The organism is Nostoc sp., from assembly GCF_036917135.1.
Lineage (GTDB): Bacteria > Cyanobacteriota > Cyanobacteriia > Cyanobacteriales > Nostocaceae > Nostoc.
In genome coordinates this window covers 1-12100 of sequence record NZ_JBALEA010000058.1, presented here as the reverse complement: position 1 = coordinate 12100, position 12100 = coordinate 1, and the positions used below count along the sequence as shown (strand labels likewise).

At 42.5% G+C, this 12100-nt stretch carries 7 protein-coding genes and 1 pseudogene; 4 read left to right on the top strand and 4 right to left on the bottom strand.

The annotated features are described in order from the left end of the window. Positions 1-3283, bottom strand: a 3283-nt coding sequence (locus tag V7K50_RS17180) for a HEAT repeat domain-containing protein (protein WP_334962040.1), incomplete at its 3' end; no start/stop codon positions are given. Between the two features lie 105 nt (positions 3284-3388). Here V7K50_RS17180 and V7K50_RS17175 point away from each other — a divergent pair. Further along, positions 3389-4172, top strand: a pseudogene (locus V7K50_RS17175) (Uma2 family endonuclease). Positions 4173-4301: 129 nt separating this feature from the next. Then, positions 4302-5156: an HIT family protein gene (locus V7K50_RS17170; protein ID WP_334962038.1), complete on the top strand. Its 855-nt coding sequence runs from the start codon at positions 4302-4304 to the stop codon at positions 5154-5156. 108 nt (positions 5157-5264) lie between these two features. Here the strand turns inward: V7K50_RS17170 and V7K50_RS17165 are convergent, their stop codons facing one another. The 3 genes from V7K50_RS17165 to V7K50_RS17155 form a co-directional block, all read right to left on the bottom strand. Further along, positions 5265-6152 carry a Uma2 family endonuclease gene (locus tag V7K50_RS17165; RefSeq protein ID WP_442944613.1) on the bottom strand — a complete coding sequence of 296 codons (888 nt, stop codon included), beginning with the start codon at positions 6150-6152 and terminating at the stop codon, positions 5265-5267. Positions 6153-6336: 184 nt separating this feature from the next. Then, positions 6337-7986, bottom strand: coding sequence for a PRC-barrel domain-containing protein (locus V7K50_RS17160; RefSeq protein WP_334962036.1), 1650 nt, complete (start codon positions 7984-7986; stop codon positions 6337-6339). Positions 7987-8005: 19 nt separating this feature from the next. Beyond that, positions 8006-8203: a hypothetical protein gene (locus tag V7K50_RS17155; protein ID WP_334962034.1), complete on the bottom strand. Its 198-nt coding sequence runs from the start codon at positions 8201-8203 to the stop codon at positions 8006-8008. 1074 nt (positions 8204-9277) lie between these two features. On the opposite strand from V7K50_RS17155, the gene serA reads away from it, so the two are divergent. Both serA and prmA read left to right on the top strand, forming a co-directional pair. Beyond that, positions 9278-10858 (top strand): phosphoglycerate dehydrogenase, encoded by a 1581-nt coding sequence (gene serA / locus V7K50_RS17150; RefSeq protein ID WP_334962032.1) that lies wholly within the window; start codon positions 9278-9280, stop codon positions 10856-10858. A gap of 189 nt (positions 10859-11047) precedes the next feature. Further along, positions 11048-11968, top strand: a complete 921-nt coding sequence (gene prmA, locus V7K50_RS17145) for a 50S ribosomal protein L11 methyltransferase (RefSeq protein ID WP_334962030.1) — start codon at positions 11048-11050, stop codon at positions 11966-11968. Positions 11969-12100 lie beyond the last annotated feature (132 nt).

Sequence of the window (12100 nt, the reverse complement as noted above, 5' to 3'; positions counted from 1 at the left end):
GCACATTCCCTTCATCATCATGAGTGGCGCGGTCTTTGAGAAACGAGCAGGTGTCTGGGTCATCTTTGAAATTGCTGGCTAATGCTCGGATGGCTACATATCGCACATTCCCTTCATCATCATGAGTGGCGCGGTCTTTGAGAAACGAGCAGGTGTCTGGGTCATCTTTGAAATTGCTGGCTAATGCTCGGATGGCTGCACCTCGCACATTCTCATCATCATGAGTGGCGCGGTCTTTGAGAAACAAGCAGGTGTCTGGGTCATCTTTGAAATTGCTGGCTAATGCTTCGATGGCTGCACCTCGCACATTCTCATCATCATGAGTGGCGCGGTCTTTAAGAAACGAGCAGGTGTCTGGGTCATCTTTGAAATTGCTGGCTAATACTTGGATGGCAGTACCTCGCACATTCCCTTCATTATCAGCAGTGGCGAGATCCTTGAGAAACGAGCAGGTGTCTGGGTCATCTTTGAAATTGCTAGCTAATGCTTGGATGGCAGTACTTCGCACAAACCATTCATTATCAGCAGTAGCGCGGTCTTTCAGAAACGAGCGGGTGTCTGGGTCATCTTTGAAATTGCTAGCTAATGCTTGGATGGCAGTACCTCGCACATTCCCTTCATTATCAGCAGTGGCGAGGTCTTTGAGAAACGAGCAGGTGTCTGGGTCATCTTTGAAATTGCTGGCTAATATTTGGATGGCAACAAGTTTCACATTCCATTGATTATCAGCAGTGATGCGGTCTTGCAGAAACGAGCGGATGTCTGGGTCATCTGGAAAATTGCTGGCTAATCCTTGGATAGCTGTAATTTGAACATTCCCATCATTATCAGTGTTGGCACGGTCTTGCAGAAACAAGCTGATGTCTGGGTCATCTGGAAAATTGCTGGCTAATCCTTGGATAGCTGCACGTCGCACATTCCCATCACGATCATCAGTGGCGCGGTCTTTGAGCCACTGTAAAGTATCGCGGTTATCTTTCCAAATTGCAGCGATTGTTGCAACTGCTTGAGTGCGAATTTCCTGAACTAACTTAGTTTCTTCATATTGATATGATTCGTAATAGTACCAAAGGTCATATTTAGTTAAATCTTTTAGCTTATCAAGTAATTCATTAGCCATTGACACAATCACTAAGCGATTTCTCACCTCTGCAAGACACTTAGCCGCTAAAAACAGGTTGATAAACTTTTCCTCTTCCCCATCTTGCACCATTAAGTAATCAAGAATTTCACCAACAAATTTCGCCTCAATCATTCCCGTAATTAACAGCAATATCTCATGCCAAGTTTCATCTTGCCAGTGTTTGCCAAAAACTTCAGTTTTAAGATACTCAATTGTAATTTTGCGTTCCTTCTCAAACTGCCAGACGAACTCCCAAGCACAGAAATATTCTAAAAAAGTCCGATGCACAAAGGCATAGTAATCTGCACCCAAGAAACATAAAATAAAGTTGCGATCGCGCAGTTGTTTCATCAACCGTCTGGCTTTATCTCTGGCATCACTCACTGGTATATCTTGCAGATATTTAATGAAGATTTCTTCTAAGTCATCCGCATTGATAATGTTGCCAGCTAAACCTTTTTCACTGGTTTGCATTCGATAAGCAACTTCACGCAACATTGCCTGTTTATCTTTATAATAAATAATTTCCAGACGTTCATCCGGCTTTAAATTGCGTCCGTCGTCCCAATTATGCAGCAGAACCTCTGAAGCCTCTTTATACAGTTCACTTCTATCTCTAGGTAATTCTCGCTTCAGATTGAGAATTGCCATCATGGTTAACAGCAGAGGATTTTGTGCTAGTTCGGCAATTGCTTTTGATTCATTAATTACTTTTTGTAGACGCTCTCGTTTGATATTTTTATCTCTTTCTTCGGCTTGGCTAAAAGTTTTATCATGCCAACGTTCAATAAAATCTTGAATCTGTGCTGGTTCTAAATCTTGCAACCTAAAGTGGCGAAACTCTGCATCTCGCAATTGTTGCTGCTTATAGCCGATAATGCGAGAAGTGACAATTACTTGTACATCGGGATATTCATTAGTGAAGCGATGAATACAGGTAATTACTTCCTCCCGCTTCGCCTGTTCAAAGATTTCATCCAAACCATCAAACATGACTAAAGCGTTACCAGCCTTTAGCTGCTCATGCAATTTATGCTGATTGAGGTGATAAAAACAATTGGGACTATTATGGTAAAATTGGAGAAAATTATTACAACTACCCGCATCGCGATCGCGCTGATAATTGCGTAATTCAATCAGCAAAGGAATTGGCAGATTATAATCCTTCTGATCGAGAGTTTTTTCTACCCAATCCAACGCTAGATATTGCAATAATGTAGACTTGCCAGAACCAGGATCGCCTAAAATAACTAGATAATTCTTGCGTTGCTGATCTCGGATAACATCTAATACTGAACGGATTGGCTGTTCAAAATAATTGCGTTGATAACGTTCTGTTTCTTCTTGAAATTTTTCTATTTCAAATTCCGCATCTAATTGGTTACTTTCTTGTAGCCTACGAAGATGTTCTTTAGGCAGTTCTGGTAAAACCTGATAAACTGGACGCACATTTTGCGGGATAAATATTTGCCATAAATTTACCGGATGTTCGCGGGCTGTATTTTCTAAACTATCTAACTTCAAATTGCCGTAACGTTCCCGAATAGTTTCTAAATATTGTAGTAAATTAAAATCTGGTGTAATAGTATCGTTTTTTTGAATATCATCAAGTTTTTGTAAGATGAGAATATTACGTAAATCTTCTGATTCCGAGAGAAGCTGTTGACATTTTCTCAAATAATTATCTGTTACTAATTGCCAGTTAAACTTAGCTGGCATAGTTGGTAATTCAGAATGATTCCAAATAGTTGCAAGCCTTTGATAGTCTAGAGAATCACAATCAGCGTCAAAAGCCTTACCCAGGATTTCTTTAACAGATTTGTTATATATAAATTGCTTGAGTGGTTTAGCAAATTTCTTAATGTCTTCGTCAGATACTCTGCGAAACCTTAACTCCTCTTCCACTATTTGCAAAAATTCCTTCAGTGCCTTAATAATAGCCTTCTGAAGTGGTTCCTTTACAAATAGTAATGTCCCGACGTTGTTGAAGCGGTCTTTGAAAAAGTCTTTGGCGTAATCATTTGCTAAATCCTGTGCAAACTCTTTGTTGAGAATAGTCTTAACTAGGAGTCCAACAGCATTGCTTGCTATCCAGCCAATCAACCATTCCACCATAATACTCACGCCTGCTAAGAGCTTGACTACAAGTAGTATATACACCTCTCAAAGAAATATTTCCAGATTACTAGGTTTTTAGCTTAAAAGCGATGCTGGCTGAAGATTTCTTTAGAATAACTAATATACTGTGCATTTAGGAGTAGTTTTATGGTTCTACAAGTTAACCCCATCCAAAAAAAACCAACTGTTACTTGGGAAGCACTTCCAGCCGACTTCATTTTACCTGATGATCCAGTAGAAAATATTCAACAACCTGCGATCGCGGCTGCGCTTACCGATGCTTTGGGAAGCACAGAACGCATCCAACCTCAGATGCTCATTGGCTCTAATTTTGGACTTGTAGCCACAGTCAACAAAAAAATCGTTGTCAAAGCCCCTGATTGGTTTTACGTACCTCAAGTACAATCTGTAGGAACAAATGTAGTTCGTCGCAGCTATACCCCGAATTTAGAAGGCGCTGCTGTGGCTGTGGTAATGGAATTTCTCTCAGACACAGAAGGGGGAGAACTATCAGTCCGCTCAACTCCACCCTACGGTAAACTCTATATATTACGAAAAGATTCTCCAAGTTCCAAGTTACGTAACCTACGATCCCTACGAACCTAGTTTAGAACTAAGGTGTTTGCAAAATGGAGAATATATTTTGCCGCAAGCAGATACCAATGGACGCTTTTGGATTCCTGAGTTAGAGTTATTTCTTGGAATTTGGGAAGGTGAAAGATTATGTCAAACGATGAATTGGCTACGCTGGTGGGATAGAGAAGGAAATTTGCTATTGTGGAGCAGCGAACAAGCCCAACAAGAACGCCAGCGTGCTGAACAAGAACGCCAACGCGCTGAACACGAAAGTCAACGCGCTGAACACGAAAGGCAACGTGCTGATATATTAGCAGCTAAGTTACGTGAGCTAGGTCTTGACCCTGATGCTTAGGCGTAGCCCGCATTTCGGCAAGTGTTACCCTGAGCTTGTCGAAGGGCTCAGTGACCATCGTAGACATCGCATAACCTCAAGGAATGCTGGGAATAATAAATTTGGGACATCAGCACCAAAATTAATTCCATGAAACAGCAAAAAAATCAGTTCAGCCATCTGACTGCGATCGACAGAAGTTATCTATCATTTCCGGCACAGTTTTTATTAAATCAAAACCTTCTCCAAGGCAAAATACTAGACTTTGGTTGTGGCTTTGGTAATGATGTTAAAATACTGCGCCAAAAAGGTTGTGATATTACAGGCTATGATCCTTATTATTTTCCCGAATATCCTCAGAATAAATTCGATACAATAATTTGCTTCTATGTTTTAAATGTTTTATTTAACGAAGAACAAACTAATGTTTTGATGGAAGTATCACACTTATTGAAACCAGGAGGCAAAGCTTATTATGCTGTAAGAAGAGATATCAAAAAAGAAGGTTTTAGAGAACATTATGTTCACAAAAAACCTACCTATCAGTGTATTATTAAACTTCCTTTTACTTCGGTTTTTTTAGATGAAAATCGAGAATTATATGAGTATGTTCACTATAATCATCAGCGAAATTCATCTAATTATTGCATATTCTGTAATCCTCATAAAAATCTCAAACTATTAACTGAATCAGCAACTGCTTATGCAGTTTTTGATGGCTATCCTATAAGTAAAGGTCATGTTTTAGTTATTCCCAAACGTCATGTTAGCAATTATTTTGAACTACCATTCAAGGAGCAATCTGCTTGCTGGTTTATGGTGAACAAAGTACAAGAAATTCTCAAAGCAGAATTTGAACCTGATGGTTTTAATATAGGAATGAATATCAATCGAGCCGCCGGTCAAAATATTATGCATGCCAGTATTCATCTCATCCCTCGTTACAAAGGTGATAGTGTTGGCGCAAAAAGTGGAATCAGAAACGTTATTCCTAAAAAGCAATAGTTTTTCTTTACTGACAGCTTTTGGTAGAAAAACTGGACTTATGACAAATACATAAATCTGAAAAACCAGTTTTTTTGGTCTTGTTGAAAATATTACACAATATTTCAGTTAACCCTGATTATCTGGATCTATTCCTAGCGCTCTTAATTGTTCTGTCAATTGTTGCACCCGTTGTTCTGCAACTTCAGCGCGTTGTGCTTCTTGTTCGGCGCGTTGTGTCTCTTGTTCGGCGCGTTGTGTCTCTTGTTCGGCGCGTTGTGTCTCTTGTTGAGCGCGTTGTGCTTCTTGTTGAGCGCGTTGTGCTTCTTGTTCGGCGCGTTGTGTCTCTTGTTCGGCGCGTTGTGCTTCTTGTTGAGCGCGTAATGTCTCTTGTTGAGCGCGTAATGTCTCTTGTTTTACTTGTTCTGCGGGCGTGAGATAGCGTTGTCCTTGCTCATCATACCAATACATCCATTCCCGCGTTACACCGCAATAATTTCCCCTTTCGCAACCAATTCCTAAGCCAATCTCTGGTAGCCAAAGGGGGTTTCCCTCTTGCAATTCATATTTACCATTAACTAACTTATGTACTTCCAGATGCGGTTTGCGGCGGCGACGAGAGGAATAAATCACGTAATAAAGTACACCCAAAGCCTCATATTCAGCCAATTTAGTCGTGTATTCCTTGCGATAATTTTGGGAAACTACTTCTAGTACGAAAATCGGTACAACATTTTCATCCCACAGCACATAACTGGGACGCAGTTCCTCATCATAAAACCGCTCTACCCCTAAGCTCAAAAAGCCATCTGGCACAATGGGCGGTTTATCTGGGTGATAATAAATACCCATGTCTATGGCAAAGAGCCAGTCCATACGTTCTGCCCAAAGTATCAGCAGGATCGCCTTCAGCAAGCCTGGTATTAATTCTTGCAGTTCATTATCCACAGGCATTTCATCAGAGTCTGGTAGTTCCTCGGCTGAGGGCAAGTACCTTGGCAAGTTGTACTCTAACATGGCTGGTTTCCCCAAAACTCAAAGGATATTTGGCTCTATTTGGCTCACCAGAATTATAGCGACTTATCTGCTAGCAATGTCTACGATGGGCTGTTCAGTTATGAGGTATTGAAGAAAGTAGAAATTTTATTCCGATCGCAGGAATCAATCGTTAGCGTATATTTTTGTTCTGTTATGCACCAAGTCACAAGATAGATTTGGATTCAAGTTGCGATCGCCCATTACCATGAAGCACCAAGGCTGCCATTCCATGTTCTGAGGCACGTAACTCCTTGTCAGAGATTTCTGGCTCCTTAGTATAGACCGAACTCAGTAAGATATTCAGAACTCCACTTTTTTCAGCTTGACTGACGGCGCAATGTGTAATCAATTCACCTACATTAAGTATCACGTTGTCTTCTGGGTCAAGAATGACACGGGTAACTGGACGACCTAGGGCTTGTTCAATCCGTTGCTTCTTCATTGCCCGTGTGCTGCGTCCTTGTAACTTTTCTGCATTCGCTTTCAAGGCTTGCCAGAAAGTGTTGAGATTCTGTTGAGCGATGCTTGCTTGATTGCCCAGTTGAACTTTGTTTTCTAGCCATCTGTCACTGGCGCTAGAACGGACTGCGGTTGCTGGAGTCAGACCGACAGAGTTTAGCAATTCCGCTTCTTTACCGTAAGTCTGGGCACGAGCAAGCAGGGATTCCGTCACAATCTGCCCAGATGCCGCAAGAATTAAGCCATCGTCAGCACGGACTGTTTGCCCAACTCTGCGCCCTCTTGCCTGCTGGATCGCCAGATGCGCTGCCAGCGAATCAACTGAGTCACGCACCTTCGCGCCACTGCTGCGAGTTACGCTGCCAATTCGATTGCTAGTAAATTCTGTTGCTGCTTGCAAATTGCGGCTGATGTTTGCAGTCAGACTGCCACCCGTGGCTCGATAAAGTTCATCAAGGATACCCATGCGATCGGCTGTTTCTGCATCCACTAGCGTCACTTCCTGCCCCTCTAGTAGCAGTACATTCCCGTCTGGAGTCAGCACATCCCGCTCAATATACTTGCCAATAACATATACCTTTTGATCGGCAGGGTCAGCCAAATTGTTTGTCAAGGAGGCTGTTGCATCTCGATTGAGGTCTTGCAGTTTGCTGCTAGTAGCATCACTTACGGCAAGGAATTGCTCACCTGCATTTTGGCTTGCTGACTGTAGCCCCCGGTTCACACTCTCTACCGAGCTTTGCAGCTGTTCATTCACGCTTTGAGCTGCTGTTTGCAGTCTGCGGTTGGTAGTTTGGGCCGAGTCCTGCAATCTATCTCCAGTTGCCTGAACGGTTCCTCGGATACCACCAACCTGTTCTTCCATCATTTGAGCAGTTTCTGGAGGTACAAAGGCCACATCATAACCAATTTTCAGGGCTTCGCCAGCAGGAACGAACGATCGCCCTGAGTAAGCATCGGCAAATACACCACCAGAAACTTCGTATCCTTCTACTAGTCCACTATGCTCATCAAAGAACAAATCGACCAATCCACCGAGATCGAGTCCCTCAGTAGTCAGAATTCTCTTTTTTCTCAGGACAATATTCTGGTGCAGAATCTCTTTAATTACAGGGAGACGATGTGCCTTAACAACAGATTCTTTCGACTTAACTACGATTGCATCTGACCCGATCGCTTGCACCTCTTGTAGTGGAATCACTCTTGCATCTCGAAACAGTCCCTTTTCTGCAACTAGAAAACCCAAAAGTTGATTGTGTTTCTGATCAAAAATTAAATCTATAATTCGGACAATTTTCTTACCTGTGTCGTAGGTGACGACCACTTTATCGATAACATCACTACCTTTACGCATTTATCTATCCCTCCTATTCTTATTGATTTGGTTGTTGAATTACTTGTTCGTTGGTTGCTTGACCTTTAAGCTGAAAATATCGCCCCTCTCGTCCAAAACCGGGAACTATATCAATCACGCCAAAGTATTCAAAAAGTGCCCCAAGTGTGGCGACTAGGATCACAAAAACGGTAATATTTGCTCCAGTATTAGAGCGCTGTCCTACGAGTCTAGGCATTTTTTATTTATTGTTGTTTTTTTATTTTTAAGCTGAATGTAAATATCATACAAGATTATTTACATCATTATTTATTTATTTATCGGTATCTGCCTTCGTTCACTTTGTTGTTCAAAAAGAAATAAAACCAAAAAATATATTTCTAAAGATAGATTTCTCCACTAGTTCTCCCAAATTTTTGGGGCGATCTTTGGAAAGAAATATTTTTATCTTTAGTTTCAATCTTATTGAATTACTTAAAATATAATTCTAGTTAAAATACTTGCGTGCTACTTTTTAAAAAAAATAATTTTTTGTGGTATCGAGAAACAGCCAAGATTCGACAGATAGAATAGTTACTGGCTCGTTTTATGGTTGTGCAGAGCATTGCCTTAGCTAAGGGAACTCTAAGAAATAAATTCTGTGGCTAATGCTTGTCCCCACCAATAACTTGCAATTACGCCCTAACTGACCAACTAAAGCAAGCTAACTAGGAGACATCTCCGAAAAAGAATTGTTTTGACGTAGCAGTGCTACGTCTCTACAAGGGTTCTGGGTAACGCATATTTAATTTCTGGAGATGTCTAGGGGCATTTTATTTCTTGGATCTCCGTAAAGTTGCAGCCCAGTCAAGAATACAGAGGTTTCTACCTCACCAAGTAAGTTAAGTAAGTCGGCGTGAATAAATCAAAGTACATTAAGAAATGTAAAAATCTTGAAATTAGTTCGTAGTGAGGGCTTCAGCCCTCAAATGAGGACTTTAGTCCTCACTACAAACCTTGAATTATTCACGCCGCTCTACTTACTTCAGCCGATAAAATTTTGCTAACTCTTAACTATTTAATAAATATAATAGGTGCTTAGTGCTATTCATGCTCTATATTTAGCGACACGGTGGTACAAACAGCCACTCATGTTCAAATACTTACGAGGCAGTACCCACCGGGAGCAAATCATGCTTTGATACTACCACCAGATAGTGTAAGTTAAGGTTAAGTCGATATTCAAACGAATAATTTTTGCTGAATTGCGACAGATAAAGACTAAACTAAAAAGTCTTGTGCAGCAAAGCCTGTAGCTTTAAATGAAATAATCATGTCTAAGGTTCTTGTCTCCGATTCTATTGACCAAGCTGGAATTGATATTCTTTCGCAAGTTGCGACCGTTGATGTCAAACTAGGTCTAAAACCAGCAGAACTGATCGAAATTATTGGTGAGTATGACGCGCTGATGATTCGCTCTGGTACGCGCGTCACTCAAGAAATTATTGATGCTGGCACCCAGTTAAAAATTATCGGTCGTGCTGGTGTGGGTGTGGATAATGTGGATGTTCCCGCAGCCACGCGCCGGGGAATTGTGGTAGTCAATTCTCCAGAGGGAAATACAATTGCCGCCGCCGAACACGCCCTAGCGATGATTTTGGCTTTGTCTCGCCACATCCCCGATGCTAACGCTTCGGTGAAGCGCGGTGCGTGGGATCGCAATAGCTTTGTCGGCGCGGAAGTCTACAAAAAAACTCTCGGCGTTGTCGGTTTGGGTAAAATTGGCTCCCATGTTGCCTCTGTAGCGAAGACAATGGGGATGAAACTCCTAGCTTATGACCCTTTTATTTCAACAGACCGAGCCGAACAACTTGGCTGTCAGTTAGTTGAGCTAGATTTACTCTTCCAGCAAGCAGACTATATCACCCTACACATCCCCAAAACCCCAGAAACCACCCATTTAATCAATGCCACAACTTTGGCAAAGATGAAACCCACAGCGCGGATTATCAACTGCGCTCGTGGTGGCATCATTGATGAAGTGGCTTTAGCAGCAGCTCTGAAAGCGGGTACAATCGGGGGTGCAGCCTTAGATGTGTTCGAGTCGGAACCACTGGGTGAATCGGAATTGCGATCGCTAGGCAAAGAAGTCATCCTCACTCCCCACTTGGGAGCCTCTACCGCCGAAGCTCAAGTGAATGTGGCCATTGATGTTGCCGAACAAATTCGGGATGTACTTTTAGGACTACCCGCGCGTTCAGCCGTTAACATTCCCGGACTCGGCCCCGACGTGTTGGAAGAACTCAAACCCTATATGCAACTAGCAGAAACTCTCGGTAATCTGGTAGGACAGCTAGCTGGCGGACGGGTGGAAGTACTGAATATTCGACTGCAAGGGGAACTCGCAACCAACAAAAGTCAGCCTTTGATCGTCGCAGCCTTGAAAGGACTACTTTATCAAGCTTTGCGGGAACGAGTAAATTACGTAAATGCCAGCATCGAAGCCAAAGAACGCGGAATCCGGGTAATTGAAACCCGCGATGCTTCCATTCGAGACTATGCCGGCACATTGCATCTCGAAGCCACGGGTACTTTAGGTACTCATTCGGTAACAGGTGCTTTGTTGGGTGAGCGGGAAATCCACCTCACCGACGTTGATGGTTTCCCGATTAACGTCCCACCCAGCAAATATATGTTGTTTACCCTACACCGGGATATGCCGGGGATTATCGGCAAACTTGGTTCTCTACTCGGCAGTTTTAATGTGAATATTGCCAGTATGCAAGTAGGTCGTAAAATCGTCCGTGGTGATGCTGTAATGGCTCTGAGTATAGATGACCCTTTACCAGAGGGCATTTTGGATGAAATTATCAAAGTCCCGGGGATTCGGGACGCGTATACGGTAACACTTTGATTTTGGATTTCGGACTTCGGCTCCTTTCGGCTTCTCTACGAGACGCTACGCGAACGCTCAAGGCAAGTCGCTCAGTCGGACGATTTTGGATTTTGGATTGGTAATGGCTAATTGCTCATTGTTTTTCCCATTGGTCATTAACCATTACCTAGTCCAATCTAAAATCTAAAATCTAAAATCTAAAATTATATGGCAAACACCTGGTGGGAACTACAAATTTTATGTGAGCCAGACCTAGAAGAATCGATCTTTTGGCGACTGGAAGATTTTGGCTGTCGTGGTACAGCTAGTGAAAACAAAGGAAATTCATCTTTAATCAGAGCTTACTTGCCGACAATTGAAATACAGCTACTAGATTTGGCTGCGCTGTCACTGTGGCTGCGTCAAGATGCCCTCTGTATAGGGGTTTCATCTCCCTCCCTGCAATGGCAGTTAATTGATGAGGAAGATTGGGCGACTAGCTGGAAACAATATTGGCATCCGCAAGAAATAGGCGATCGCTTCTTAATTAACCCCGCGTGGCTACCATTACCAGAAAAAACAGAACGGTTAGTGATTCGTCTTGATCCTGGTGTAGCATTTGGCACGGGCAACCATGCCACCACTCAGCTATGTTTGGAATCCCTGGAAATGCGGCTAAGTGGAGTTCCTCAGTCTTTTGTCGGTAGTAGTGGTAAACATGAACATCTGGTAATTGCCGATATTGGCTGTGGTTCTGGTATCCTTTCTATTGGGGCGCTGCTACTGGGAGCCGAGAAAGTCTATGCAGTGGATACTGACCCTTTGGCGATTCAATCAACCATTAGTAATGCTGCTCTAAACGACATTAGCCCAGAACGTTTACTATCTGCACGGGGAAGTGTAGACATTTTGACAAAACTAGTTGAGAAACCAGTAGATGGTATCGTCTGCAATATTTTGGCGAATGTAATTATTGAATTGGTTCCAGAAATGAGTGCGATCGCTAAACCTGAAACTTGGGCGATCTTCAGTGGTATTTTGCTAGAACAATCTAAAGCTGTTGCTGACGCTTTAGAACAAAATGGTTGGGTCGTCGCTACCCTGTGGAAACGAAAAGAATGGTGTTGCTTGAATGTGCGGCGTTCTTAACTATAGCTAGTGATTTACACCCGTAGGGGCACGGCATTGCCCATTGGTGTCAACTTAAGAAGATAAAGCCCAAATTTGTTGGGTGTAAGCGTCAATGTCTCGATGACGCTTACGCCTTGCTTTAACTAATCC